Consider the following 24334-nt stretch of genomic DNA (forward strand, 5'->3'; position numbering starts at 1 on the left):
ATTCACTGTTAAATATACGAAAAAAACAATCGCAAACAAAGGATTAATCATTTGACAATCAGAATGTTAATCACCTAACTTAATGACATTGGGCTCTGCCCCGGGGTAGTTTATTTACTTCTGATCGTTATTTTCTTTATTTTCATCATGACTTTCTTCTTCTTCCTCTTCGGTTTCATCATCATCCCCTTCGTATTGTTCCAGATAATAACTAAAAGTAAACTCTTCTGATTCTTCTTCGATATCTTCTAATGTTGTTAAAAGATCTTCAAAACTTTCAAGCTGATCTACGGTCATGTTTACAAATTCGATGTGAAGTGGCATTTCCAATTCACCTGTGATCACATCAGAAAGTGCGTCCAGATTATCCCCGAAATGCTCAGGAAGAGCAATCTTTTCTTTTAATTGTGTATAAAAATCTTCATCGTCACCAATATCGGTGAAATCTATATATATTGTCTTCATATCTTTTTTTATTTCTTTAATTTATTTGTCATTGCGAGGAGCGAAGCGACGAAGCAATCTCAAAAACGATTCATAATATCTTTGATATCATCCGCTAAATCTCACCACTCTGGGTTTATAGAATTTATTAAATTTAATTTTTTCTGTCTTGAACCTGCCTTTATTTGTTTTTCTCTAAAAATGGCATCTCCTATTTCCTGAAAAGATTCCCAATAAACTAATTTTTCTAAATTATATTTTGCAGTAAAACTTAATTCATGAAATTTTTCTTTATGTTCTTGGATCCGATTGGGCAAATTTGATGTTACTCCTGTGTAAAGAGTAGTATTTTTTTTATTAGTCATTATGTAAATAAAACCTGCTTTCATGTATTATAGAGATTGCTTCGTCGCTTTCGCTTCTCGCAATGACGGGTCTTACTACTGCTTTTCAAAACTCTTATAATGGTTTTTGGTAAGATAAACATCTCCGGCTTTGGTAAATATAATTCGGTCTGCATTTCTGTTTTTACAGTTGTAGTTTACGTCAGCTTCAAAATATTTATCATCTTTGGGCAGGCTTCCTTCTCTGTTGTTAAATTTATCTCCACCAATTGCTTTTCCGGGTAAGACCTCACAAAGATTTCCTTTTGACGGGTTCCAGCCTTGTTTTCTGGCTTCGTTTTTTGTGATATAATAGTCAGGAAGTTGATGATTTTGTTTTACATAACTAATGACTTTTTTTTCTTCTGTTAACTGCTCAATAGATTGTTTCGAAGAATCATCAACCGAATTTTGATTGTCTGCACTACCATAATTAACAGTTTCTGTTTTTATCGCAGTTGAATTACCTTTTTTATCAGCGATAAAATTATTGTAAATGTACATGGCAGACATCCCAAAAAGAAGTCCCAAGCAGATAAAAAATAAAGATCTTGTTTTACTATTCATATTTTGTGTCAGTTGTAAATGTTACTTTTATCCTTCTCTCCATTCCTCAGGAATATCGCACACGGGAATAGGATCCATTTTATGTTTGGCGGCTTTATGCATTCTGTCGAAAATTAAAAATACTTCTTTATCACGACCTTCATAATTGTCAGCAGTTTTTGTTCCGTATTCTTTTTGAATTTTTTCTAATTCAGGGTAGCTTGCTCCAATCTGTTGCTCATCCGTTCTGTCAACATCCCAAAGTCCGTCTGTAGGAATGGCTTCCTGAATATTTTTAACCAAATTTAAAGATTTTGCCAATGTATAAACTTCCGTTTTATAAAGATCAGCGATAGGAGAGACGTCAACGCCGCCATCACCATATTTGGTGTAGAAACCAATTCCGAAATCCTCAACTTTATTTCCTGTTCCACACACTAAAAGGCCATTCAGTTGGCCATAATAATACAACGTAAGCATTCTTAGACGAGATCTGGTGTTGGCAAAAGCCAGTTTTTCGTTGGGATAAAGATCATCGTGTACATCAAAGCTTTTATATAATTCTTCAAAAGCAGGGGTTAAATTCACAGACATTGTTTCTACATTAGGGAATCTTGATTTTAAATCATTCATGTGTTCCCAAGCGCGATTTACCTGATCTTCTTTTTGACGAATCGGCATTTCAATTAACAACGTTTTTAATCCCGTCATTGCTGCCAACGTAGATACAACACCAGAGTCAACGCCTCCTGAAACTCCTAATACATATCCGTTTACATTTGCTTTTGTAGCATAATCTTTTAGCCAGCTTACAATATGATCTGTTACTTTTTGTGTCTGCATTATTTATATTTTTTTAGTCTATTCCAAATTCTTTAGGGTATTTTACTACGCCATTTATATTTTCTAATCCGTTTTCGGTTAATGCTATAGCCATTCCGTTTTCTTCAGGAATATCAAACGGAAAAGAAATTCCAAAATTAGTGGTTTTTTCGTATCCAAACTTAGGATAATAGTTTTCATGGCCAATTAATATTACGGAAGTATAGCCTAAATCTTTCGCAAGGGTATGTCCGTAATTAATCAGCAATCCGCCAATTCCTTTATTCTGAAACTCAGGAAGTACGGAAACAGGTGCTAATGCCAATGATTCAAAAGATGTTGAGTCATTTTCTATTGTAATTTTTGTGAATAAAATCTGCCCAACAATTTCACCATCTATTTCGGCAACAATTGATAATTCGGGAATAAAAGCATCAGATTTTCTTAATTTCTCCACTAAGAAATGCTCTTGATGATCGCTATATTCAGCGTCTTTGAACGTTTTTTCAATGACTTCAAAAACCTTCTGACGGTCTTTTTCTTCTTCCTGTCTTAAAATCATGATTTTGAACTGTATTTTTCGCGTTGTAATTCGTACCAGAAACACATTCCGTCTGGTTCCATAAATTCTCCTGTTCTTTCAAAGCCCAGTTTCTGTAAAATATGATTTGAGCCATCGTTTTCAGAATGAGCCATTGCATAAATGATATCTGTATCAATGTCATTGAAACCGTAATTCAAAGAGGCTTTTGCTGCTTCCATAGCGTAGCCTTTCCCCCAATATTCGGGTAAATAGCGATATCCTAGTTCGTAGACATTCTTATATCCATTAATAGGTTCTGTTAAAAATTTTAATCCGCTCCAACCAATTAGTAAATTACTTTCTTTTTCAATCACCGCAAATCTTCCAACACCATTCTCAGCATATTGTTTTTGAATAAACTGAATCATCTTTTTTGAATCATTAACGTCTTTTACAACAGGTACACCAATATATTTCATTACTTCAGGATCAGAGTCCAATAGAAACAAACGTTCATAATCGGTATCTTCAAGTTTTCTTAATAGCAGTCTTTCAGTTTCTATTTTCATGGTTGTATATTAAATAGTAGAATTGTGTAGAGATAAAATCTGTATTTAGGGTTTAAAGTCTGTTTATTCTTCGAATCCAAAAATAGTAACATCTGTTTTCATTCCTTTTCTTACATCCGCTTCTTTCATTTTATTCCCAGCTAAATTTAAGGTTTGTAACTCTTTATTTAAAGAGATATCCAGTTTTTGAAGTTGGTTATGTTCGAGATTTAATTTTTTTAAATATTTAAGCGAGCTTAAATCAATTGTTTTTAATTTATTTAAAGATATTGTTAATTGATTAATTCTCGGTGCCAGCCTGAACGAAATATTTTCAATATTATTGTTGTCAAGATATAATGACATTAATTTTGGCAAGTTGTCTGCCTCAAATTTTGAAATCTTACATCCTGTACATGAAAATAGTTCCAGCTTATTAAGGCTTTTTATCGATGCATTTGGGATGGCATTATCATCTAAAAGAATTGTTGTCGCATTTCTAAAAAAGGGAAGGTCATCAGTTAAGGTTATTCCTTTATTTACTAAAAACAGGTTCGTGATACCTTCTGCTTCGAATTTGCTTATCGCATTATCCTTATTCATGTCAAAATTTTCTATCACTGCTTTTTCAAGATTCTTGTCCTTAAAACTAAGGTTTTGGCTAAAGAAAATGCCTGATGTGAAGCTTAATATTACTGTTATAAATATTTTATTTTTCATCATTTGGTTGTGTTTAAATCCGTATTTTTGTAAACTTAAATTTCATGTAAAAATAATGAAGATTTTTAGAACTATTGCACTTTCTTTACTCTTAGTTTTGGGTTTGAATTCTTGTAACAAAGATTCTCAGAACCAATGGAATGTAGAAGTGAAAAATCCTGCCGAAAAGGTTGAAATTACTGATATTTCAAAAGCATTGTATGATCCGAATGTAAGTTTAGATCAATTTAAAGCTCAATATCCTTGGTTTCAGGGAACGGTTTCAGATGCAGATTTCGGAAAAAGAAGAGCCGATGCCGGAGAAATAAAACTCTATAAAGAAGCCATTGGGAAAATTGATCAGGCTAAGCTTCAAAAAGAGCTTCAGGATCTGTTTTCACATATCAAATATTACTTTCCTCAATTCAAAAGTCCGAAAGTATATTTGTTTTCATCGGCCTTGCAGATGGTTCAGGATCCTATTTTCTATGATGAAAAGGGAAATCTTCTGTTCATAGATGTTACAGGTTTTATGGGAGATGGAAACGCAAACTACAAAGGGTTGGAACTGTATTTTCAAAAATCAATGAATCCTCAGAATATTGTACCGAAAGTGTCGCAGATCTTTGCTGAAAGTATGGTTAAGGAATCTCCTGATCACCAAAAATTTATAGATCAGATTATGCTTAACGGAAAAATAATGATTCTTCAGGATGCATTTTTACCCAATTTTCCGGATTATCTGAAAATGAATTACACCAAAAAACAATATGACTGGACGTTGGCGAATGAAGCAAACATCTGGAATTATTTTGTTGAAAACAACTTGATCTTTGGAGATGATCACAGATTGGTAGAGCGTTTTATTGCTCCGGGACCATTCTCTAAATTTTATACAGATATAGACAACGAGTCTTCACCACAAGTGGGGATTTTTGCAGGATGGCAGGTTTGTAAAGCCTATTTTAAAGAAAAGCCTGATACAAAGCTTGTAGATTTCCTGAAAATGGATGCTACAACCATTTTTAATCAGTCAGGATATAAGCCGAAAGTTAAATAAGGCTGGAACTTAGAAATTAGAAGTTGTGCGAAAAGCGATAAGCAAAAAGCCAACAGCAAAAAATAAAATTATTAGAATAAATAGAAAGTTATGAGAAAGACTCAAATTACGATAGACGTTGAATTAGATGAAAACCACATTCCGGAACTCATCACTTGGAATGCAGAAGATGGAGGTGTTGAAAAGGAAGATACGAAGGCAACGATGATTTCCGTTTGGGATGATAAAAAGATGGAAGCTTTAAGAATTGATCTTTGGACAAAAGAAATGCCGGTAGATCAAATGAAAATGTTTATCCACCAGATCTTGGTTTCTCTTGGAAGTACTTACCAGAGAGCAACAGGAGAGGAAGATGTAGCAGAATGGATCGAGCAGATCGCAGAAGAATTTGCGGTGAAATCTGCTATAAAAATGTAAGAACGCTTTTGGCTTTCTTGCTAAAAGCACAAAGTAAATAATAATAAAGTTTTGGCAGGTTAGTTGTAAAGCTAAAGGCCAAAAGCAATAAACTAAAAGCAAAATATTATGAATTTTAATACAAAAGTTATTCACGGAGGACAACATCACGAATCTGCTACAGGTTCTGTGAATGTTCCTGTATTTTTAACATCTACATTCGCGCAAAAAAGTCCTGGAGTACATTCAGGATATGAATATTCAAGAGCTGCAAACCCTACAAGACAGGCGTTGGAAGACTCTTTGGCAAGCATTGAGAATGGTGCGAGAGGATTGGCTTTCGGATCTGGTTTGGCGGCAATCGACTGTGTTTTAAAATTATTAAATCCAGGCGATGAGGTTGTTGCAGTAGATGATTTATATGGTGGAACATACAGAATGTTTACCAGACTTTTTGAAAAATATCAATTGAAATTTACTTTCGTTAATTTTGATGATGCTTCAAAAATTGCTGATGTTATTACAGACAAAACAAAACTGATTTGGATTGAAACACCAACCAATCCGTTGATGAAATTGGTAGATATCAAAGCTGTTGTAGAAATTGCAAAAGGAAAAAACATCTTAGTTGCTGTTGATAATACTTTCGCAACGCCTTACTTACAAAGACCAATTGATTTGGGAGCTGATATTGTAATGCACTCTGCAACGAAATACTTAGGAGGTCACTCTGATGTTATCGCTGGTGCATTGATTGCTAAAGATGCTGAATTAGGTGATCAACTTCACTTCATCCAGTTTGCAAGTGGTGGGATTTTAGGACCACACGATTCTTATTTGGTATTGAGAGGGATTAAAACATTGGCATTAAGAGTTCAGAGACATTCAGAAAACGGAATGGCTGTGGCGAAATACCTTGAATCTCATCCTGCAGTAGATAAAGTAATTTATCCGGGATTAGAATCTCACCCACAATATGAATTGGCAAAAGCTCAAATGAAAGATTTTGGAGGGATGGTTTCTTTCACTTTCAAATCAGGTAAAAAAGAAGATGCCGTTAAGTTTTTAGAAAAAGTGAGAGTTTTCACGTTGGCAGAATCTTTAGGTGGAGTAGAATCTTTGGCCAATCACCCGGCATTGATGACTCACGCTTCTATTCCTGCTGAAAAGCGTGCTGAATTAGGTATTACTGATGACTTGGTTCGTTTAAGCGTTGGAATTGAAGATGCAGAAGATCTTATTGCAGATTTAGAAAAAGCTTTTTCTTAATATAGATTTTGAATATTCCGTTTTGTCATTCTGAATGTAGCGGAGCGTAATGAAGAATCTATTTTAAAGAAGTAGGGATTCTTCCTTCGTCAGAATGACAAAGTGTGAAAAAAATAAAATTAATCAAAAAAATAAAAATAATGAGAAAGATTCAGATTTTAGTGCTGCTAATTTTAAGTCAGATTGCATATTCTCAGGTTAAACCAACCGATGAGTTGTATAAAACGGCAAAGAAATTAGACAGTTTGATATTCGATATCGGATTTAACAAATGTGATCTTTCTCATTATCCTTCTATCGTGAGTGATGATTTAGAATTTTATCACGATAAAGGCGGAATTACTTCAGGTGAAAAAGCTTTCACTGCTTCAATCAGGAATAATATTTGTGGCGGACCCAACAAGGTAAAACGTGAGTTGGTTCCCAACAGCATGAAAGTTTATCCTTTGTACAAGGATAATGTTTTGTATGCTTTTATTGAAGAAGGTGAACATGATTTTGCTGAATTGAATAATGGAAAGTGGAACAAAGGAAGCCGTGCAAAATTTACGATTCTATGGATTTTGGATGGTAAAGACTGGAAAATGAAAAGAGTTCTAAGCTACGACCATCACTTATAATAAGATGAAAAATACAAGAAAAGCTACCATTCAGGATTTGGCTCAATTGGCTGAATTATTTGATCAATACAGAGTTTTTTATCGTAAAGAATCAGATATTTCTGCTGCTGAAAATTTCCTCAAAGAAAGAATCGAGAATAAAGATTCCGAAATTTTTGTTGCTGAAAATGGAGGGAAGTTAGTTGGTTTTGTTCAATTATTTCCTATATTTTCTTCTACTAGAATGAAACGGTATTGGCTGTTGAATGATTTATATGTCAACGATAATTACCGTGGAAAAGGCTATTCAAAAGAATTAATTGAAGAAGCAAAGCAATTAGCAAAATCTACCGAAGCTTGTGGAGTTCTCCTTGAAACAGGGAAATCAAACGACATCGGAAATCAACTATATCCGGCTTGCGGTTTTGAATTGTATGATTCTGTTAACTTCTACGAATGGACGAACAAAGAATCGTGAATTGTCAATTGTAAATTTTAAAAATTACTCATTACCAATTACTTATTACCCATATTACCATGACTGATTTTCAAAAATATATTCAACGATATTTAGATCATATTCCTTCCGAAAATTGGTTGGGAGAATTAAAGGTTTCCGGAGAAAAAACGATAACTATTTATTCAAAACTTTCAGAAGAGCAATCTCATTTCGCTTACGATGAAGGAAAGTGGACGTTGAAAGAATTACTTCTCCATCTATCAGATACCGAAAGAATTTTTCAATATAGAATTTTAGCTTTTGCAAGAGGCGATAACAATGAACTTCCAGGTTTTGATGAGGAACTGTATGCTAACAATTCTTTTGCTAACGAAAGAAGTTTAGAATCTTTGTTAGAAGAATATAAATTGATCAGAAAGTCTTCCCAAATTTTATTGGAAACATTAAATCCCTCCGTTTTAAATAATAAAGGAAGAGCCAACGGAAACGAAATCTCTGTAGAAACCATCGGGAAATTAATTATTGGCCATAATATTCATCATTTGAATATTATTGAGGAAAGGTATTTGCCGAAGTTGTAATGCGAATATTAAAGAATTTAGAAATTGAAGAAAGTATTGCTTCAAAGAAATTAATGTTTGAAGAAAGTTGGTGGGAGAAGTTTGATACGTTTACAAACTATTTTATGTTTTTGGCATTAATCGTACCATCAATATTAGCTTTGGGATCAGTAAAATCTTCTGCTAATAGTGATTTAGAATATCTTCTATGTGGTTCTGGGTTATTTTTTGGATTGTATGGATTTTACTGCAAATTCACTGAAAAAGATTTAAAGGAAATAAAGTTTAATATTCATAAAGAAGATGCTAAGCAAAGAATTCTTGAATATGGAAACAAAAATAATTATCGAGTCTCTAAAATTTCAAATAATTTAATATTCTTAAATGAACCGACTAGTGGCTATACTTTGGGTAATTACGAAAAAACAATAATGATTTTCTTTAAAAATGAATCTATTCTTTATACTTTAATTAAGGAGAGTGCACGGTTAAATGTTCCGGTTTTATTTTCTCAGCATATTATTCGAATAGATTTAAAGAAAATATTAAAAAAGACAAATAAGCAAACAAAAAATATAAATAAAAGAAATGGTTTTAGCTCATTTTTTTTAAAAGACTGATTGTATCAAGGTCTAAATTTCTTATTTATTATGGAAAACATCATCAACATATTAAAATCAGGTGGAACCATCCTTTATCCAACAGATACGATCTGGGGAATTGGGTGTGACGCAACAAACATAGAGGCCATCAATAAAATTTTTGACATCAAGAAGCGTGAAAAAAACAAATCAATGATCATTTTAGTGGAAACTGAAAAGAGATTACAGGATTTGGTAGACGTTCCGGAGATGGCTTGGGAAATCATGGATTTAAGTGAAAAACCTGTAACACTAGTTTATGAAAATCCGAAAGGATTGCCGAAAGAATTATTGGCTGAAGATGGAAGCATCGGAATTCGTTTGGTGAAAAATGATTTTTGTAAAAAATTAATTACAAAATTAAATCGCCCTTTGGTATCCACTTCAGCAAATTTCAGTGGAGATAAAAGCCCGTTACAATTTTCGGATATTTCAAAAGAAATTATTGATTTGGTGGATTATGCGGTGGAAGAAAACAGAGAAAAAGTATCCCAATATTCGGGTTCATCTGTTATAAAAATCTGGAGCGATAACAGAATAAAAGTTCTACGAGAATAAAAGAAAAGATTTTAATTATCTTTGCAAAATAATTCAACCATTAAGGCATTAAGAATATTGAGTGAAAAGCTTGATACCCTTAATTCTTTAGTGGTTTTACATTAGATAAATAAAGAGAGTTATTGAAAACTCTGTTATGAATCTAATAGATCAAGTCTAAATTCTAACATCTACATAATAAACATGTTCATTAATCTTAATCAAAATAAAAATCTAAAACTTTTCAAAATAATCTCTGAAGTCGCGGACAAAAATAATCAGTCGGTATATATTGTCGGTGGATATGTTCGGGACCTTTTGATGAAAAGAAAAGCGTCAACGGATATTGATTTTGTTACTGAGCAAAGCGGTATTGAACTTGCGGAAAGTGTAGGGAAAGAAATAGATCCTAAAATGAAAGTTTCTGTTTTCAAAACGTATGGAACGGCGATGATCAGATACAAAGATCTGGAGCTTGAATTTGTAGGAGCCCGTAAAGAAAGCTACACCGAAAATAGCCGTAAACCTGAAGTAGAAGGAGGTACATTAGAAGATGATCAGAAAAGAAGAGATTTTACCATTAATGCCATGGCAATCTCTTTAAACAAAGATAATTTTGGTGAATTGATCGACCCTTTCAATGGTGTTGAAGATCTGGAAAAAAGGATTTTAAGAACACCTTTAGAACCGGCACAAACGTATTCTGATGATCCATTGAGGATGATGAGAGCAGTACGTTTTGCATCAACATTGAATTTTAAAATTGAAGAACATTCTTTAGAAGCGATAAAACAGGAAGCGGAGCGAATTAAAATTGTTTCCATGGAAAGAATCATGGTTGAGTTTAATAAAATCATGCTTTCAGAAAAACCATCAATCGGATTGAGACTGATGGAAGAAACAGGATTAATGAAACTTATTATTCCTGAATTAATCGAGCTAAAAGGAATAGAAGAGGTAGAAGGGCAGACGCATAAAGACAATTTTTACCACACGTTGGAAGTGCTAGATAACATTTCTTTACATACGGATAATCTTTGGCTGCGTTGGTCTGCATTGCTTCACGATATCGGAAAAGCACCAACAAAAAAATTCGTTGAAGGAACAGGCTGGACTTTCCATGGACATGAGTTTTTAGGTTCAAAAATGGTAAAAACAATGTTTCAAAAACTGAAATTGCCTTTAGGACCAGATATGAAGTATGTTCAGAAAATGGTAAAGCTTTCATCTCGTCCTATCGCGTTGATTACGGATGATGCTTCAGATTCTGCATTAAGAAGATTGCTATTTGATGCTGGTGAAGATATGGAGGATCTGTTTACGCTTTGTAAGGCCGATATAACCACAAAAAACTCTAGGAAACAGGAGCGATTCAAAAAGAATTTTGAATACGTTGCCGTTAAGATAAAAGAGGTTGAAGAAAAAGATCATGTAAGAAATTTTCAGCCACCCATTTCAGGGGAAGAGATTATGGCGATGTTTAATCTTAAGCCAGGACGTGAAATCGGAATTTTAAAGGAAAAAGTAAAAGAAGCTATTTTGGAAGGTGAAATTTTAAATGATAAAGAAGAAGCTACAAAATTTGTGATCGCTGAGGCAGAGAAATTAGGACTAACTTTAGCATAAACACTTAACTTTTAAATAAAAAAATAAAGCAATGGATTTTCATCTGTTGCTTTTTGCGTTAAAATGATAAAAAAAATCCGATCGGTTTCGAAGAAACCGATCGGATAAAAACACAAATGATGAAAAAAAATAAAAAATTATACAATATACACCGAAGTGCAAATTTTAGTTTTTATAGAAACCGTTGGTTCCGATTCCTGTAGTAAAAGTCTTTAATAAAGAACCATTAGTTGCATTATAAACATTCACTTTACTGTCTGCGGTGAAGCTTGCATCAGAAGCAAAAATTCTACCGTCAATTACATTAAATCCGTATAGATTTCCTGTTGTAGTTACAATAGGAGTCGTCGGAACTGTTGTAGAACCTACAGTCATAGAATAAATTTTGTTGGCTGCATTAGCAAAATAGAACTTGTTATTATCAGCTCTTAATTTTTCAACTTGAGGAATCCCCGTAAGCGTTGTTGTTGTATATGTTCCTGCTGTAGAATTTATCTTATAGATGTAAGAGTTTGTATTGTCAGAAGCTAATACATAAGCATCACCATTATAAGAGATCATATCTCTGATGATTCCAACAGTTGGAAGCGTTATTGTTTTATCAACTGTATTAGTTGAAGGCTTTACAGTTGTAATGGTGTATCCTGATGCATATGGAGTGTAAGGAGCAGTTGTTTGATAATTTATACCATCCGTTTGTACAATAATAGTTCCACTAGCTTCAACCACTTTTTCTGCATATCTGTCAAAAGTGATACTTTTTACAAAAGTATTGTCCTTATTGTATACATTAAGTTTTATTGCACCAGAAAGGTTGTTGGTCACATAATATTGGTTTCCTGAAAATGCAATATATCGTGGACCTTGAAGATTAGTCGTTACAGTAGCCTGTTTTTTAAAAGTATATCTGTTAACGATATCAATTTTGTTAGGTACGTTTGAAACCAGATAAGCTTTATCAGAATCAAAACCGATAGTTTGTAGAACGCTTCCTAAAACTTCATTGTTTTTTCCATAATAAATTTTATTGGCTACAGCGGAAAGGTCGTTCGTTACAAAAGAAACTTCTGCTGTCGGCGACGTAAATCCGCCTTCGTTGGTGATAAGAACTCCATTTTCAAAGGTAACCTCCAGAATCTCTTCTGTGTTGTCACTGGTACAAGAAGTAGTGAAAAGTAATGTTGCAGCAAATGCAAGAGATAAAATTTTTCTAATATTCATTATATTTAATTATTTAAAAATTGATATTTAAATTCACGCTATAATTTCTTTTTGGTAAAGGATAAAATGCCGTGGTATAATAGATTTGATTGAATATATTATTGACTTTAAAACCGATAGTGTAGTTTTTAAGCAATGTTGCTGAAACTCCTGAATTCATTACAAAATAAGGGTCTAGTGCATCACTTCTCTTTTCATTTGTATCGGTATAGGTCAAGCCATTAAACATTCCCTGAACATATACTCTCAAGAAGTCATATTGATAATCAATATTTCCAAAGACTTTATGCAAAGGAACATACATCAGCTGTTTCTGAGTTTCAAGATTGGTAGATTTTGTATAAGAATATCCTACGCTTGATCTTAGTGTGTGTGTTCCATATTTTTTTTCATATTCAATTTGAGATTCAATTCCATATGATTCAACTTTATACGTATTAACAGGCGAATAATATCCTAAAGAAGTAGGCAGCCATTGAATCATATCATGGATACTCATGTAATATGGGGTTACCGAAAGTTTTACATCTGCAATTTTAAACTGATTTCTCAATTCAAATTGATAAGATGTTTCTGGTTTTAGATTAATATTTCCTCCAGGTTGCCAATAAAGGTCATTAAATGAAGGGAATCTAAAGTTTTTTGAAATACTAAGGTTTAAATTATACCAATTTGTAGCATCCCATTTTCCTGAAAATGAAAATAATAAAGGTGAATTTATATTTTGGATAAAATCTTTTTTCACTCCTGCTTCAAAGCGTATATCTTTTGTTGCAAAGTAACGGATTAATCCACTCACAGATCCTATATTTCTACTTACATGGTCGATTCCCGATCCATAGCCTTCCCCTTTATTTACCTGAAATTCACTAATTAAATTAAAATTTAGTTTTGGAAGAATAAAATAATTAAAATCATTTTTTAAAATATAATTTTTGCCTGTTCCTCCACTTGTTTTTGATTTATCAATATTACCAAAATATTGAAAGTTTTCTTCTGTATAAGCTGCTTTAAATGAGTTGCTAAAATTAGCCTTGTTCCAATCCCATGAGATTAGGCTGCGGATATTTTGAGTTTCATATTTTGTTTTGTCTTGACTTTCAAAAAAAATCGGATAATGCTGAGATCCATTATAGAATTCTGAGATCCAGGAAATTTGATGATGCGGAGCGATTTTATAAGCCGCTGCAAAATTAAAATTGGTATTGCTGTATTTTCCGTTTCTGTTGATATAGTTCTTGGCTTCTTCTACTTCATAATTATTCTCACTTTTGGTTTGGTGTCCTGAAGCTTTAAAACTAAACTTATCATTACTGTATGAAGCTTTAGCGAAATTATTATAGGTATTAAAAGAAGCTACTTCTGAAAATAAAGAAGTATGAAAACCTCTGTTAAACCCCATATCATTATTCAAGTGAATACTTCCTCCAATTGCTCCGCTACCATATATAACACTTCCACCGCCAGCTTTTACATCAATCTGATCAAAGCCCCAATAGGAAATATTATTCACATCCCCTTGCCCCAGAAAATTAGAATTAATATTAATTCCGTTCCATACAAAGGCAGTTTGTTGTGCTGTAGTTCCTCTGAACGAAGGTGAAGAAACAGCTCCACGGCCATTTTCTTTAATGTACATCGGAGATTGAAAACGTAAAAGTTCAGAAAGGTTGGTTGAGTTTTTTTCTACGTCTTGAGGAGTAATGGTTGTAACCTGATGAAAAAGTTTTACTTTACTCATTTGGTTATCAAAAACATAAACGGTGTCAATTACTTTCTCTTGCGAAAAAAGCAAACAACTGTAAGACGAAAAAAGCAGTACTAAAGATCTTTTTATATCCATTCCTATTTTACTTTTCCTCCGAAAGCAATCTATTTTATTAATTATGATTTTGGCAGGTCTCCTGACTTTCGCTTTCTACACCTTCCCGTTTTCACAGTGGTTTTTGTTGCAGAAATTTGGATTGCGATTTACAGTTGCGGGGACAGTTTGGGGGTTTCACCCAATTCCCTTTTCATTCCAAATACATTGGAAACCAAAATTTTCCCAAAGATAAGTTTTTAGATTGATTAGACAAAAAAGAAAAAACGACCTTAAATGAAAGGTTATTTTAGAAGCTATTTCTAGCTTTCACTTTTACTCATCGCATCAGAATTCATCAACTATCCTCTTTCATTGCGAACCGAAGGTGAAGCAATTTTATTAAAAATATTATTAGCAATAAAGAAATTACTTCGTTTCATTGTGAAGAACAAAGCGACTATAATTCCTTCGCTACAAAAACGTAGCATCAAAATAAAAAGGAAGTAAATCTTTAATAGAATTCACTTTTACCACTTCATCATTCATACTTGAAAAATAAAGATCTATATTTTCATTTTGCTTTGTTTCATATTCCATTAAACTTTGTCTGCACGCTCCACAAGGTGGAATCGGAGGGTTTTTCGCATTAAATTCTTTTGGACCACCTACGATAAATATCTTTTTAATTTTTTCATTCGGAAAATTGGCTGCTACCCAGAATATAGCTGTTCTTTCGGCACAAAGACCCGATGGAAAAGCTGCGTTTTCCTGATTATTTCCAGAGAATATTTCTCCATTTTCCAGTAAAATCGAACACCCGACTAAAAAGTTGGAATATGGTGCATAAGCATTTTCTCTGGCTTGTTTTGCTCTTTCGAACAATGTTTTTTCTATATCACTAAGTTCACCGCTATTTTTAAAATATTCGTAACTTACCTGTATGTCTTTTTTCATATATTGTGGAGCTAAAAAAGGGGGACAAAACTACCTCTTTTTCATCAGGTGCGCAATATTATTTTATTCTTTAAAATTTTAAGTTAAAACTCAAAAACATCAAAACATGTTATATACTCCTATACAATTTAGAAATGTTGAATTAAAAAATAGATGGGTAATGTCTCCTATGTGTATGTATTCTTGTGAAAATGGGATCGCTAATGATTTTCATTTTGTGCATTATGGAAGCAGATCACAGGGTGGAACAGGGTTAATTATGGTGGAAGCAACGGGAGTTGAACCTCGAGGGAGGATCACAAACCATTGTATGGGAATCTGGAATGACGAGCAGGCAGAGAAGCTACAGCGAATTGTTGAGTTCGTACACAAAAATTCTGATAGCAAGATTGGGGTTCAAATTGCCCATGCAGGAAGAAAAGGTTCAACATGGAATAATCTTCAAATTCCGGTTGAGGAAGGTTGGGAAACTGTTGCACCAAGCCCGATTCCTTACCATCCGACGGAGAGAATTCCGCATGTGTTAACGATAGAAGAGATTAAAGAACAGATTCAAAATTTTAAAGATGCGGCACGAAGAGCGGTGAAAGCTGGTTTTGATGTAATTGAAATTCATGGTGCACACGGATATTTGGTTCACCAGTTTCTATCTCCACTTTCTAATATCAGAACTGATGAGTATGGAGGAAGTTTTGAAAATAGAATTCGATTTTTATTGGAAATTGTAGATGCGGTAAATGAAGAACTAACCGAAAATGTGGCACTCTTTGTAAGAATTTCAGGAACTGAATATGCTGAAAATGGATGGGATATTAACAGCAGCATAGAATTAGCAAAAATATTAAAAAATCATTCAGTTGATTTAGTTGATGTTTCAAGTGGTGGAAATATTCATGGCGCAAAAATTTCTGTTTTTGATGGATATCAGGTTCCATTTTCTTCACAGGTAAGAAATGAAGCAGATGTGAAAACAGGAGCGGTAGGTCTCATTACCAAAATAGAGCAGGCGGAAGAAATTCTTCAGAAAGGCGATGCCGACTTAATATTTGTGGCAAGAGAGATTTTAAGAAATCCATATATTGCTGTTCAGGGGTCTTTTGAAATGAAAGAACAATGCTTTTTCCCACACCAATATTTAAGAGCGAAAATTTCTTCTTAATTTTACAAAAATTAAATAGTTGAAAAGATGAAGATTGAAGATTTCATGCTGTCGTGCCCAAGTAAGAAATTCTTAGGAATAGAATGCTTCGGGTGTGGTGCTCAAAGAGCTATTGTGATGGTTTTTGAAGGGAGATTCTCTGAAGCTTTTCATATGTTTCCTGCCGTTTATACCTTGTTGCTATTTCTATTCACAGTAGGAGTTAGCTTTGTTGACAAGAAAAGAAACTATGGAAATATTTTAATTATAATGGCGGTTATTAATTCTATTATAATGGTAATTGCTTATTTTTACAAACATTTTTATTTAAATATACACTAAATTAACATTAAAATTATAACTATGAATCAACAGAAATTACCAAATGCTACTGCTGTACTTGTATTAGGAATCGTATCTATTATCGGTTGCTGCTGCTATGGGGTGGTAGGTATTATTACCGGAATTGTCGGATTATACCTTTTCAAAAAGGATAATGCTTTATATAAACAAAATCCAGATTTGTATTCAGATTACAGCAACCTGAATACAGGTAAAATATTATGTATCATTGGTATTATATTAAGTGTTTTATATATTGGATATCTTATAGTGGTTATTTCTACACTAGGATTGGATGCTATGAAAGATCCTCAACTGATGCAGGAAAGATTAAAAGAATTAATGGGACAATAATTAATTTATTGTAAATATAGAAGACCGCAGTTAGCGGTCTTTTTTTATGGCCTTTCTGGAAATGTGAAACTTTTGTACTTGGAGTAAGCTCATTATATTTTTAGCTAACACTTGTTAGTCGTAGAACTACTACAAAATATGAAATAGTGGGATAAAAGTTTTTTGAATTAAAATGGGGTATCTATATTTGTTATAACAAAACATTGAAAAACACAGTGTTAATAATTAAAATTTAGAAATTATGGCAGACAAAAATTCAAGAGGAATTTTAAAATTCAACGGAAGCGAGGGACAGAAGCTATTAAAGCTTAATTACAGTGTTGCAAGATCTACAGACGTTTCAGGACGTGTAGCATCAGACCCATCGAATGCTATTATTAAGTTAACAATTGAAGCTACAGAAAAATCTGATATTTTGGAGAGCTTACTAAATGGTAAATACAAACCGACAACTGGAGAAGTTACTTTTAACAAATCTCATGAAGAAGGAACATTAATTACCTTGAACTGGGAAAATGGATATGTGATTCAGCATGAGGTAGATTTTGATGCAGTAGATCAAAACAGTATGCTGATTAGTTTTGTCATTAGTGCAGAGCAAATTAATTATGGAAATTCTGCTTATGAAGGACTTTGGCCATCTAGCTAATTTCCAAAGTGTAAGCAATAGTATAAAAGACTGTCTCGCAAGACGGTCTTTTTTCGACTGTAATTGATGAAGTGAAAATATATTATTCTATATAATTCTCATTTTTATGAATAATATAATTATTTTTATAAGATAGTAAATACTAAATTCCGCATGGGATAAATATAATATACTAACAAGATACCGAAGCACCACAACATGAAAAATAAAAATAATGAAAAAGAACTTCTTTCTAATGAGGATTATTCGAAATTAAGAAAGCCTTCTTTTACGCCTGATAACAACGCTAAAGGTATTTCGGAGAATCAGATCTCAGGAATCAATAGAATGGTACAGCTGGAAGTGCATGCAGATGGAAAACCTGTGAAACATTTCAAACATTTTAAACTAACACAAAGTGCGGTTAAGCACCACGAGTTTGAAATAACCCTTGCCTATGACAGTCTTGAAAATCGCCAAAATCAGAATCTGGAAGAGGCTAATAAATTATTAGGAAAAAGATTTACAGCAACTTTTAAATATAAAGGAGCAGATAAGAGCCCTGATAGGTCTTTTGTTGGCGTTATTACTTCGGTAGGTTTCAGTCAGGAAAAGATGAGCCTTGGTAATATTGTGCTTAAAGGTTACAGTCCAACCATTTTGTTAGATGGTGGGCAGCATACTCAAAGCTTTGGAGGGACACAAGCTGTTAATGTTGGTATCATTGCCAATGATGTAATTAAACAAGGTATTGATACCAATTATTATGATGTTAATATCAATACCAATGACAGTTCCCAGATTCTTTATAGTAGCCAATATGATGAAACACATTACAATTATCTGGCGAGAATGGCAGAAGCTTATGGGGAGCAGTTTTTCTATGATGGGTATGTCCTGCATTTTGGGAAGCTTCCTCAGTCAAATGGTCAGCACATTCAATTAATTGACGGTAGTAGTATAAGTGATGTTAAAGTAGAACTCAAAGCAGTACATACGAAACCTCAGTTTTATGGCTATAACAGCAGTAAGAATGAAAAGCTTACTTCAGGAGCGACTCCGGTAAAGCATCTGGGGAATTTAGCTAAAACAGCATACGATAATAACGATACAATATATAAAACCCCTTCATTAAGAGTAGCACCTATAAAAGCAGCTACCCATCTTGACGTTGAGTATGCTCAAAAGAGTAGCTCTGGAAGTCAGGCTGTGAATGTGATGAATGTTTCGGGGGCTACTTCGATTCCTTTTCTTCATCCGGGATGTGTGGTAGATATTAAAATACGTCAACAAGATTCTAATCAAACCCGACACCTTACCACACTTATGATTACTGAAACTACTCATGAAGTGGATGCAAGAGGATATTATACGGGAACTTTTGAAGCGATTGCCGAAGGAACAGGGTATATGCCTAAACCTGAATTTCATATTCCAAGACCGGAACCTCAGGTTGCTACAGTTATTTCAAATACCGATCCTGAGGGGCAGGGAAGAGTCACTGTAAGATTCGATTGGCAAATAAATGATACCACCGATTTTATCCGTATGATGAGCCCTGATGCCGGAGGTACAGATCAGATTACTCAAAACAGAGGGTATGTCGCTATCCCGGAGGTTGGGGATCAGGTGATGGTTAATTTTCAACACGGACATCCCGATCGACCTTTTGTAATGGGCGGTATGTTCCATGGAGGTATTGCTTTAGGGGGCGGAGTTAATAATCATCTAAAATCTATACAAACGAGAAGTGGCATTAGAATTTTGATGAATGATGAAGAAGGAAGCGTCAAGATTGTTGACCCTAGTGGAAACATCTATTTTATGGATGGGAAAGGAAATATCAGTATAAATGCACCCAAAAATTTCACGCTGTATGCAGGAGAAAATATTAACATTACTGCAGGAAAAGAAATTGTTGTAGATGCTGGTGAAAGTATTTCAAGCACAGCTAACCAGAATATCAATTCCACAGCAGGAGTTGATATTGTTCAAAATGCGGCAGGAGATATTAGAGAATCTTCAGATACAAGAACAGAGATGGTGGAAAAAGAATTCAAAAGACAGTCTGAGACTTCTCATGAAGTAGCCGGAGAAATATCAATGTTCAGCGAAAAAGAAAATATGACCATGCAAAGTGGAAAAATTGTAGAATTCAACAGTGCTGAAAAATCTAAACTTTTTTAATCATGGCTATAAGAAAAACTGCTAAAAATATATTGATCAAAGTAAACGATTCCTATAATTTAACCGTGGGACAGAAGGTTGAAAAAATCGCAGGAAAGATCAATACAGAAGCTAAAAAAGGAAACCTTGTTTTGGCAAGCAATAAAAAAATAATGTCCCATGGGAATAAGTAAACTAAAAATACTGATTCTCTTTGTAGTATGTAGCTTTTCACTGGCAAGTTGTCAAAATAAGAAAATGGAAGAAAAATATAATTGGTTAGGAACAATCTCTGCCCCGCAGGAATATCCAATGGAAATTTACAAAGGAGCTATTATTGCTGATGATTTCACATATAGTTTTGATGCCATCTGGGGTACCCAAAATACAGGTTGGGGAAATGAAGGTGGAACAATGAGTGTAAGCACTCAGAATATGAACATCCCTAGTCAGTTAGAATTTACTTGGTACTCTCTTGTAGAGAATAAATTCTACACTGGAAAATGGGATTTAGATAAAGATAAAATAGCTGAGTTATTTAAAAATGGTTTTATAGATCAGGATACGAAGAAGAAAACGACTTACAATAATTTTATAGTAGGATTGGCACCTAAAGGAAGGGTAGTTTTATGGATCAACGGTCCCGGAAATCAAAAAGAAGTTAGTGTTTTTCAGGCTCATGATACCGTTATTACAAAAGAGAAAGCCTATGAAAATGCAAAGTATATGCTGAAAGAGGGTTTTGCAGACCGAATGCTGAATGATCCATCTTATGAAACCTTTAAACCTGAGGTAAGAGCCAAAATAAAAGAACAGGGGTATCCGGCTCCGGGTATTTATGATGTTTACAGAGAAAGATATAACTGGAAGCCTTCTGTCATATTACCTGATGGTGCAGAATGGATAGATTTCGGGTTTAAGAATTATAACGGTGAGCAGGAAAACCTTTTTGGTGAAAGTTTACATAATGATTCTTATCAAAAAAGAGCTGTTCCAAAATTCTGTGGTTTTTACTGGAGAGATAAAAGTAAGAACAGATATGCTGTATGGATAGACTCTTTTGATGAAAAAGAAATTTTTGAACTTTTCCAAAAACTAGGAAAGGAAGATAATATAGATTTTGTTATTAAAGTTGATAACGACAATGCCAAAGCCTCTCTGTCATTAAAGACCAAAACGCAGGAGGTTTCTATTAATAAAGCAAAGATCAGATTATCTCAAAAAATAGAATAGATGATCCTTATTCATTAATTTAAACATAAGAATTATGCCCAATAATATATTTGGAGATTATACACCAACCATAACACAAGAAGAGGTATTAGATATTACTCTTGGGATATTTTTTGATGGGACGTTGAATAACAAAACCAATACCATCGAAAGAAGGGATAAAACGGCTGCATATAATAAAAAGGGAGGTAACCCAACAGATAATAATAGTTACAATAATGACTGGAGTAATGTAGCGCGTTTGTGGGATAATTATGACAAAAGTACCGGTATTTATATAGAAGGGATTGGTACAGAGGATAAGGAAAAAGATTCTATGTTGGGCTACGCCTTCGGAACCGGGGATACCGGAATTAGAGGAAAGGTGAGAAAAGGATGTGAGGAAATTGTGAAAAAAGTAAAAAATATTAAGAGTTCAAAAAAGGCAGATAAGATAGCCGTTCTTACTTTTGATGTTTTTGGTTTTAGTCGCGGTGCTGCTGCTGCACGAAATTTTGTTCATGAAATAGGAAAATCAAAATATAAAGCTACCTCAAGAACATATTCAAACGAAGGAATGACTGTTACTGTTCTTTCTGACAGCGATAGTAGTGGAGTAGAAGATAAGGAACTTCCAAAATGGGGGCATTTAGGACTAAAATTGCAAGAGGCAGGAATTACTGTTGATGTAATAAAGGTTAGGTTTCTGGGTATTTATGATACCGTTTCTTCTTATTCAAAAAACTTTTCTGCCATGCCAAACTTTCACAATGATGTGGAGGAACTTAGTTTGAATGATATTGGAAAAGCACAAACTGTTATTCATTTTGTAGCAGAAAATGAGCATAGAGAAAATTTTGATCTAACCAATGTGCATGTAGGAACAGAAAGAATATTTCCTGGAGTACACTGTGATGTTGGTGGAGCTTATGAAGACGGAACGGAAACCTGGGAGGAGATTGAAACATCTTGGACAACCAGTGAAAAATTAAAAGCATTAAGAAGTCAGCTTATAGCGGATGCTTGGTATAAAGAAGATCAGCTTAGTATTACACCTGGTTTTTATCTATCGTTAAAGGGAACCCGCGATTTAGTAAAAAGGTACAGCTATGTTCCTTTGCATTTTATGGCAGAATATGGTGTTCAGAAAACAGTACCACTTACGATAAAAAAGCTTACCGATGAAACATATTCTATTTCAGAAGATCCTTTATTGATAAGGGTAAAAGCCCGTCTTAGATCGTATGCCATGGAGAATGGAAAACAATATACTTTTAAGAGATACAAAGAAGTTGAAAATGCATATGGTGGGGCCACAATTCCGGAACAAAAATATGCAGATTATCAAAGAGAGATGAAAGAGCAGGATGATCTAAGAATCCTTAGAAATAAATATCTACATTGGTCGGCACGAAGAGAAGGTATTGGGATGGATCCAACATCAGACAGAGTAAGGGTGTTGCATTAATCTTCATATATGAAAAAATATCTGGCGATAAGAGTGGGATTATTATTAATAGGTTTTTTGCTTATCTATTGTTATGCTCATTGGGATTCATGGTTTCATCCTCATCAATCAATCGGAGGTAACAGTGGAATGTCTATTCCCATGGATCTTATTTTAAATATCTGCTGGATGGCTATATGGTGTCTGTTGCTTTTCATAGAATTACTGGTAAGTTTTTTTACTTCCAGAAATAAAGAATATAGAATGACAAATATAATATTGGTAATAGCAGGAATTATTTTATTGGCAACCTATATTTTAAATATTAAATAAAAATGAAGGGCAGAAAATGTAATGTTGTTGCCGGATAATGTATATGCAGAAATTTAATAAACATATTGTTCAGAAAAGTGATACCTTAAAAAGCGTGGCTGTTCTCTACGGATTGTCCACAGAGGATTTAAAGTTTTTTCATAATAACCATTGCAAAGTTCAGGATATGATCCTGATAGAAATAACGAGACAAATCGAGTTTTTTATACCAAGAACTTCGGTAACGGATAAAAGTAGATTAGTTAATTTCAGTAGAGGAAATAGGTTGGTTTTTCAGCCTGAAAAGTCATTCTCTAAATATGGAGTAGTTATTAATATTGAAAACGGAGACCGTAAAAATGAATTGAAATATGAAACTTCAGTACGTTGGCTAAAAACTGAAAATAAATTACACTTTTTTGAAATAGACCGAACTTCAAATTTATATCTGAATGAAGAAGAGGTAAATGAAATAGCTGACCTATTGGCTTACAAAACATCTAAAGTTTTATACCCATTACAATTGAGTGTAGATGAATCCGGTAAATTCAATGATATTGAAAATACGGCGGTCTTTAAAGAAAGATGGGTAAAGGTAAAAGAAGAAGTATATAAAGAGTATGATGGTGAAACAGTAAATGAATATTGTCTTAAAATTGAGAAAGTACTAAGTGAGCCTGATACGTTAAGTTTACTTTTAAAAAATGATTATTTCATTCGAACCTTGTTTTTTGGAATCTATCAAAGTTTTGGACAAAATTTTAAAATAGAAGGAGTAGAAAGTTTCCCAATAGTGAATAACGCAGTAGAACCCAATTATCAAATAGAGTTTGAGGTTGATCCGCTAAAAGATGAATATAACCTAATTAATATAGAAGGGCATGGAGCTTTACACGATGAAAGAAGTATTTATGATTTCACTAATAAAGCCCCTTTTTCATTGATCATTGAGGATAATCCGAAAATGAATAATGAAGGAAACTGTAGAATAGTACATTATTTGAACGGAGAAACTTTGCTTCCCGAATCAGTATATCTGGAGTGTAGTATTATGCTTCAAGAGGAAAAAAAGATTGCGGTAAGTATTGCCATAATCGATGAAAATTAGAATTATCACATCACAAAATATAAAATGAAATGGCAGAAAAACATATTGTAGTACAAGGTGCTATGTGCAAATGCCAATTTGGACAGGCTCCGGATAAGCTTAAAGTGCTTACCCATAAGAAAGAATATGCTAACGATAAAGATGCCTCAAAAAAACTTATCGTAACCACCAAAGAAATAGGAGCAGCTACATTTGAAAAAAATACTTTCGGAAACTGTACCAAGATGGGAGTACCGCCTCCGCCTTGTAAAATAATGGTGACCGAATGGCAGAATTTTTATGATAAAGTACAATTGAGTAATGGCGGATTTATTATTCTGGAAGATAGCAAAGCGATTTGTGCCATTGCGGGAACACCATGCATCGAGATTATAGATAATGGACAAAGAGCAGAAGCCTGCCAACAAAATTTTAAAAATGCAGATAAAGACGTGCAACAGCAAATCAATCCCTTGGTAGATTCTGAAAGCATGCAAAAGAAGGAAATGGTATACGATATTACGGGAGATAGCATTAAACAAACTCTAAGTTAACT

At 33.7% G+C, this 24334-nt stretch carries 30 protein-coding genes and 1 riboswitch; of the genes, 20 read left to right on the forward strand and 10 right to left on the reverse strand.

Annotated elements, in window-relative coordinates:
- Positions 1-114 precede the first annotated feature (114 nt).
- The 7 genes from BUB80_RS21130 to BUB80_RS21160 all read right to left on the reverse strand — a co-directional run bounded on the left by BUB80_RS21130 (position 115) and on the right by BUB80_RS21160 (position 3989).
- A complete protein-coding gene (locus tag BUB80_RS21130) occupies positions 115-465 on the reverse strand; it encodes a barstar family protein (RefSeq protein ID WP_073297470.1) in 351 nt (116 codons plus the stop codon).
- A gap of 101 nt (positions 466-566) precedes the next feature.
- Complete coding sequence (locus tag BUB80_RS21135; protein WP_073297472.1) at positions 567-833, reverse strand: GIY-YIG nuclease family protein; 267 nt, start codon at positions 831-833, stop codon at positions 567-569.
- Between the two features lie 51 nt (positions 834-884).
- Entirely contained in the window at positions 885-1394 is a 510-nt protein-coding gene (locus BUB80_RS21140) for a ribonuclease domain-containing protein (protein WP_073297475.1), read from the reverse strand.
- A gap of 27 nt (positions 1395-1421) precedes the next feature.
- The gene (gene nadE, locus BUB80_RS21145) at positions 1422-2216 is read right to left on the reverse strand and encodes an NAD(+) synthase (protein ID WP_073297478.1); all 795 of its coding nucleotides are present in this window, start codon (positions 2214-2216) and stop codon (positions 1422-1424) included.
- A 13-nt stretch (positions 2217-2229) separates the two neighbouring features.
- A complete protein-coding gene (locus tag BUB80_RS21150) occupies positions 2230-2757 on the reverse strand; it encodes a GNAT family N-acetyltransferase (RefSeq protein ID WP_073297481.1) in 528 nt (175 codons plus the stop codon).
- Entirely contained in the window at positions 2754-3287 is a 534-nt protein-coding gene (locus tag BUB80_RS21155) for a GNAT family N-acetyltransferase (RefSeq protein ID WP_073297484.1), read from the reverse strand. The genes BUB80_RS21150 and BUB80_RS21155 overlap by 4 nt, the downstream gene beginning before the upstream one ends.
- 63 nt (positions 3288-3350) lie before the next feature.
- A complete protein-coding gene (locus BUB80_RS21160; RefSeq protein ID WP_073297487.1) occupies positions 3351-3989 on the reverse strand; it encodes a leucine-rich repeat domain-containing protein in 639 nt (212 codons plus the stop codon).
- A 52-nt stretch (positions 3990-4041) separates the two neighbouring features.
- On the opposite strand from BUB80_RS21160, the gene gldB reads away from it, so the two are divergent.
- The 9 genes from gldB to BUB80_RS21205 all read left to right on the forward strand — a co-directional run bounded on the left by gldB (position 4042) and on the right by BUB80_RS21205 (position 11113).
- A complete protein-coding gene (gene gldB / locus BUB80_RS21165; protein WP_082384290.1) occupies positions 4042-5025 on the forward strand; it encodes a gliding motility lipoprotein GldB in 984 nt (327 codons plus the stop codon).
- A 90-nt stretch (positions 5026-5115) separates the two neighbouring features.
- Positions 5116-5442 carry a gliding motility protein GldC gene (gene gldC / locus BUB80_RS21170; RefSeq protein ID WP_073297489.1) on the forward strand — a complete coding sequence of 109 codons (327 nt, stop codon included), beginning with the start codon at positions 5116-5118 and terminating at the stop codon, positions 5440-5442.
- 108 nt (positions 5443-5550) lie between these two features.
- Positions 5551-6690 (forward strand): cystathionine gamma-synthase, encoded by a 1140-nt coding sequence (locus BUB80_RS21175; RefSeq protein WP_073297492.1) that lies wholly within the window; start codon positions 5551-5553, stop codon positions 6688-6690.
- Positions 6691-6830: 140 nt separating this feature from the next.
- A complete protein-coding gene (locus tag BUB80_RS21180) occupies positions 6831-7310 on the forward strand; it encodes a nuclear transport factor 2 family protein (protein WP_073297558.1) in 480 nt (159 codons plus the stop codon).
- Between the two features lie 4 nt (positions 7311-7314).
- Positions 7315-7767, forward strand: a complete 453-nt coding sequence (locus BUB80_RS21185) for a GNAT family N-acetyltransferase (protein WP_073297494.1) — start codon at positions 7315-7317, stop codon at positions 7765-7767.
- 59 nt (positions 7768-7826) lie between these two features.
- A complete protein-coding gene (locus tag BUB80_RS21190) occupies positions 7827-8330 on the forward strand; it encodes a DinB family protein (RefSeq protein ID WP_073297497.1) in 504 nt (167 codons plus the stop codon).
- Positions 8330-8929, forward strand: a complete 600-nt coding sequence (locus tag BUB80_RS21195; protein WP_073297500.1) for a hypothetical protein — start codon at positions 8330-8332, stop codon at positions 8927-8929. The genes BUB80_RS21190 and BUB80_RS21195 overlap by 1 nt, the downstream gene beginning before the upstream one ends.
- A gap of 30 nt (positions 8930-8959) precedes the next feature.
- On the forward strand, positions 8960-9508 hold the full coding sequence (locus tag BUB80_RS21200; protein WP_073297503.1) for an L-threonylcarbamoyladenylate synthase: 549 nt from the start codon (positions 8960-8962) through the stop codon (positions 9506-9508).
- A gap of 183 nt (positions 9509-9691) precedes the next feature.
- A complete protein-coding gene (locus tag BUB80_RS21205) occupies positions 9692-11113 on the forward strand; it encodes a CCA tRNA nucleotidyltransferase (RefSeq protein ID WP_073297506.1) in 1422 nt (473 codons plus the stop codon).
- Between the two features lie 165 nt (positions 11114-11278).
- On the opposite strand, the gene BUB80_RS21210 is transcribed toward BUB80_RS21205, so the two are convergent.
- The 3 genes from BUB80_RS21210 to cdd form a co-directional block, all read right to left on the reverse strand.
- Positions 11279-12334 (reverse strand): DUF5074 domain-containing protein, encoded by a 1056-nt coding sequence (locus BUB80_RS21210; protein ID WP_073297509.1) that lies wholly within the window; start codon positions 12332-12334, stop codon positions 11279-11281.
- A 13-nt stretch (positions 12335-12347) separates the two neighbouring features.
- Positions 12348-14177, reverse strand: coding sequence for a TonB-dependent receptor plug domain-containing protein (locus tag BUB80_RS21215; RefSeq protein WP_073297512.1), 1830 nt, complete (start codon positions 14175-14177; stop codon positions 12348-12350).
- Between the two features lie 34 nt (positions 14178-14211).
- Positions 14212-14390: riboswitch (cobalamin riboswitch) on the reverse strand.
- Between the two features lie 219 nt (positions 14391-14609).
- Positions 14610-15092 (reverse strand): cytidine deaminase, encoded by a 483-nt coding sequence (cdd, locus tag BUB80_RS21220; RefSeq protein WP_073297515.1) that lies wholly within the window; start codon positions 15090-15092, stop codon positions 14610-14612.
- Positions 15093-15198: 106 nt separating this feature from the next.
- Between cdd and namA the strand changes: the two genes are divergently transcribed.
- The 11 genes from namA (at position 15199) to BUB80_RS21270 (ending at position 24332) form a co-directional block, all read left to right on the forward strand.
- Positions 15199-16251 carry an NADPH dehydrogenase NamA gene (namA, locus tag BUB80_RS21225; protein ID WP_073297518.1) on the forward strand — a complete coding sequence of 351 codons (1053 nt, stop codon included), beginning with the start codon at positions 15199-15201 and terminating at the stop codon, positions 16249-16251.
- A gap of 27 nt (positions 16252-16278) precedes the next feature.
- Complete coding sequence (locus BUB80_RS21230; RefSeq protein ID WP_073297521.1) at positions 16279-16572, forward strand: DUF2752 domain-containing protein; 294 nt, start codon at positions 16279-16281, stop codon at positions 16570-16572.
- 21 nt (positions 16573-16593) lie between these two features.
- Complete coding sequence (locus BUB80_RS21235) at positions 16594-16926, forward strand: CCC motif membrane protein (protein ID WP_073297524.1); 333 nt, start codon at positions 16594-16596, stop codon at positions 16924-16926.
- Between the two features lie 241 nt (positions 16927-17167).
- The gene (tssD, locus tag BUB80_RS21240) at positions 17168-17575 is read left to right on the forward strand and encodes a type VI secretion system tube protein TssD (protein WP_073297526.1); all 408 of its coding nucleotides are present in this window, start codon (positions 17168-17170) and stop codon (positions 17573-17575) included.
- A 198-nt stretch (positions 17576-17773) separates the two neighbouring features.
- Positions 17774-19741: a type VI secretion system Vgr family protein gene (locus BUB80_RS21245; RefSeq protein WP_073297529.1), complete on the forward strand. Its 1968-nt coding sequence runs from the start codon at positions 17774-17776 to the stop codon at positions 19739-19741.
- 2 nt (positions 19742-19743) lie between these two features.
- Positions 19744-19914 (forward strand): hypothetical protein, encoded by a 171-nt coding sequence (locus tag BUB80_RS23740; protein ID WP_175549640.1) that lies wholly within the window; start codon positions 19744-19746, stop codon positions 19912-19914.
- A 64-nt stretch (positions 19915-19978) separates the two neighbouring features.
- Positions 19979-20953, forward strand: coding sequence for a DUF2931 family protein (locus BUB80_RS21250; RefSeq protein WP_228433913.1), 975 nt, complete (start codon positions 19979-19981; stop codon positions 20951-20953).
- Between the two features lie 34 nt (positions 20954-20987).
- Positions 20988-22400 carry a T6SS phospholipase effector Tle1-like catalytic domain-containing protein gene (locus BUB80_RS21255; RefSeq protein ID WP_073297535.1) on the forward strand — a complete coding sequence of 471 codons (1413 nt, stop codon included), beginning with the start codon at positions 20988-20990 and terminating at the stop codon, positions 22398-22400.
- A 9-nt stretch (positions 22401-22409) separates the two neighbouring features.
- Positions 22410-22712, forward strand: coding sequence for a hypothetical protein (locus BUB80_RS21260; protein WP_073297538.1), 303 nt, complete (start codon positions 22410-22412; stop codon positions 22710-22712).
- Positions 22713-22755: 43 nt separating this feature from the next.
- A complete protein-coding gene (locus BUB80_RS21265) occupies positions 22756-23799 on the forward strand; it encodes a hypothetical protein (protein ID WP_073297540.1) in 1044 nt (347 codons plus the stop codon).
- A 29-nt stretch (positions 23800-23828) separates the two neighbouring features.
- Entirely contained in the window at positions 23829-24332 is a 504-nt protein-coding gene (locus tag BUB80_RS21270; RefSeq protein WP_073297543.1) for a DUF4280 domain-containing protein, read from the forward strand.
- Positions 24333-24334: the final 2 nt, after the last annotated feature.

It is taken from the genome of Chryseobacterium polytrichastri (assembly GCF_900142445.1).
Lineage (GTDB): Bacteria > Bacteroidota > Bacteroidia > Flavobacteriales > Weeksellaceae > Chryseobacterium > Chryseobacterium polytrichastri.

Coding starts and splice junctions, on each gene's coding strand:
- namA (WP_073297518.1), top strand. CDS start 15,199: ATGTTATATACTCCTATACAATTTAGAAATGTTGAATTAAAAAATAGA.
- BUB80_RS21205 (WP_073297506.1), top strand. CDS start 9,692: ATGTTCATTAATCTTAATCAAAATAAAAATCTAAAACTTTTCAAAATA.
- BUB80_RS21200 (WP_073297503.1), top strand. CDS start 8,960: ATGGAAAACATCATCAACATATTAAAATCAGGTGGAACCATCCTTTAT.
- BUB80_RS21180 (WP_073297558.1), top strand. CDS start 6,831: ATGAGAAAGATTCAGATTTTAGTGCTGCTAATTTTAAGTCAGATTGCA.
- BUB80_RS21265 (WP_073297540.1), top strand. CDS start 22,756: ATGCAGAAATTTAATAAACATATTGTTCAGAAAAGTGATACCTTAAAA.
- BUB80_RS21150 (WP_073297481.1), bottom strand. CDS start 2,757: ATGATTTTAAGACAGGAAGAAGAAAAAGACCGTCAGAAGGTTTTTGAA.
- BUB80_RS21235 (WP_073297524.1), top strand. CDS start 16,594: ATGAATCAACAGAAATTACCAAATGCTACTGCTGTACTTGTATTAGGA.
- BUB80_RS21135 (WP_073297472.1), bottom strand. CDS start 833: ATGAAAGCAGGTTTTATTTACATAATGACTAATAAAAAAAATACTACT.
- gldB (WP_082384290.1), top strand. CDS start 4,042: ATGAAGATTTTTAGAACTATTGCACTTTCTTTACTCTTAGTTTTGGGT.
- BUB80_RS21255 (WP_073297535.1), top strand. CDS start 20,988: ATGCCCAATAATATATTTGGAGATTATACACCAACCATAACACAAGAA.
- BUB80_RS21155 (WP_073297484.1), bottom strand. CDS start 3,287: ATGAAAATAGAAACTGAAAGACTGCTATTAAGAAAACTTGAAGATACC.
- cdd (WP_073297515.1), bottom strand. CDS start 15,092: ATGAAAAAAGACATACAGGTAAGTTACGAATATTTTAAAAATAGCGGT.
- gldC (WP_073297489.1), top strand. CDS start 5,116: ATGAGAAAGACTCAAATTACGATAGACGTTGAATTAGATGAAAACCAC.
- BUB80_RS21185 (WP_073297494.1), top strand. CDS start 7,315: ATGAAAAATACAAGAAAAGCTACCATTCAGGATTTGGCTCAATTGGCT.
- BUB80_RS21175 (WP_073297492.1), top strand. CDS start 5,551: ATGAATTTTAATACAAAAGTTATTCACGGAGGACAACATCACGAATCT.
- BUB80_RS21195 (WP_073297500.1), top strand. CDS start 8,330: ATGCGAATATTAAAGAATTTAGAAATTGAAGAAAGTATTGCTTCAAAG.
- tssD (WP_073297526.1), top strand. CDS start 17,168: ATGGCAGACAAAAATTCAAGAGGAATTTTAAAATTCAACGGAAGCGAG.
- BUB80_RS21190 (WP_073297497.1), top strand. CDS start 7,827: ATGACTGATTTTCAAAAATATATTCAACGATATTTAGATCATATTCCT.
- BUB80_RS23740 (WP_175549640.1), top strand. CDS start 19,744: ATGGCTATAAGAAAAACTGCTAAAAATATATTGATCAAAGTAAACGAT.
- BUB80_RS21160 (WP_073297487.1), bottom strand. CDS start 3,989: ATGATGAAAAATAAAATATTTATAACAGTAATATTAAGCTTCACATCA.
- BUB80_RS21245 (WP_073297529.1), top strand. CDS start 17,774: ATGAAAAATAAAAATAATGAAAAAGAACTTCTTTCTAATGAGGATTAT.
- BUB80_RS21260 (WP_073297538.1), top strand. CDS start 22,410: ATGAAAAAATATCTGGCGATAAGAGTGGGATTATTATTAATAGGTTTT.
- BUB80_RS21270 (WP_073297543.1), top strand. CDS start 23,829: ATGGCAGAAAAACATATTGTAGTACAAGGTGCTATGTGCAAATGCCAA.
- BUB80_RS21210 (WP_073297509.1), bottom strand. CDS start 12,334: ATGAATATTAGAAAAATTTTATCTCTTGCATTTGCTGCAACATTACTT.
- BUB80_RS21130 (WP_073297470.1), bottom strand. CDS start 465: ATGAAGACAATATATATAGATTTCACCGATATTGGTGACGATGAAGAT.
- BUB80_RS21250 (WP_228433913.1), top strand. CDS start 19,979: ATGGAAGAAAAATATAATTGGTTAGGAACAATCTCTGCCCCGCAGGAA.
- nadE (WP_073297478.1), bottom strand. CDS start 2,216: ATGCAGACACAAAAAGTAACAGATCATATTGTAAGCTGGCTAAAAGAT.
- BUB80_RS21215 (WP_073297512.1), bottom strand. CDS start 14,177: ATGGATATAAAAAGATCTTTAGTACTGCTTTTTTCGTCTTACAGTTGT.
- BUB80_RS21140 (WP_073297475.1), bottom strand. CDS start 1,394: ATGAATAGTAAAACAAGATCTTTATTTTTTATCTGCTTGGGACTTCTT.
- BUB80_RS21230 (WP_073297521.1), top strand. CDS start 16,279: ATGAAGATTGAAGATTTCATGCTGTCGTGCCCAAGTAAGAAATTCTTA.